Source organism: Vibrio sp. 070316B, from assembly GCF_013114115.1.
In the GTDB taxonomy this organism is placed as follows: Bacteria; Pseudomonadota; Gammaproteobacteria; order Enterobacterales; family Vibrionaceae; genus Vibrio; species Vibrio chagasii_B.
The window spans coordinates 1-904 of the sequence record NZ_VTYC01000079.1 but is presented as its reverse complement, the minus strand read 5'-3'; the positions used below and the strand labels follow the sequence as shown (position 1 = coordinate 904).

Below are 904 nucleotides of genomic sequence, written 5' to 3'. Positions count from 1 at the left end.
CATGCTTGGAGTGTTCAGGTCCGAAGTAAAAGGAGAAGACCATGACTCAGCATAAAATCATCGGCATCGATTTAGCAAAAAATATCTTCTTTCTTTTTGAAATCAATCATAAAGGAAAGAACCTTTCTCGTAAAAAACTTCAACGAAGTAAGCTACTTAGCTACATCGCCAATAAAGCACCCTGTACTATCGCCATGGAAGCTTGTTCCGGCGCACACTACTGGGCTCGTGAATTCTCTCAGTTCGGTCACGAAGTCATACTCTACGCACCCCAGCATGTGAAAACTCAAAGACGTAAACAGAAAAACGACTATAACGATGCTGAAGCCATTGCCGAAGTCGCGCTCTACAAAAGACCTCACCCTGTTCCTCATAAATCCGTCGAGCAACAAGACATCCAATCTCTTATTCGAATGAGACGTCTGCTCGTCACTGAAAGAACTCGCATCGTTAATCAAGTGCGTGGCCTCATATCTGAATACGGCATCATTATGCCCAAAGGAGCCGCTGCCTTCAGAAAGGCCATACCCGAAATACTCGAGAACGATGAAAACCAACTGTCTTGTATATTAAGAGAGCTGCTATCCCATCAGTACGAACGATATTTATACATCGACGAACAAGTAAAATGGTTCGACGATAAACTTAACCAAACCATCAAGCAGTTCGAAAACGCAAAGCGACTCATGTCTATTCCAGGCTTTGGGCCACTTACTAGCCAAGCCGTTGCGGTATGGCTTGGCTCCGGACAACAGTTCAAAACCGGTAGAGATGCCTCCGCCGCAATGGGCCTTGTGCCGAAGCAAGATACCAGCGGTGACAAAGTCATTCTTCTTGGGATAACCAAAAGAGGCAACACGTATATCCGCTCCCTACTCGTTCATGGAGCAAGAGCAGCGCTGAG

1 protein-coding gene is annotated in these 904 nt (G+C 45.8%); it reads left to right on the top strand.

Features of this window, described 5'->3' with window-relative positions; all coding sequences use genetic code 11:
- Positions 1-41: 41 nt before the first annotated feature.
- A partial coding sequence (locus F0251_RS24285) for an IS110 family transposase (RefSeq protein WP_171731988.1) occupies positions 42-904 on the top strand: 863 nt, incomplete at its 3' end.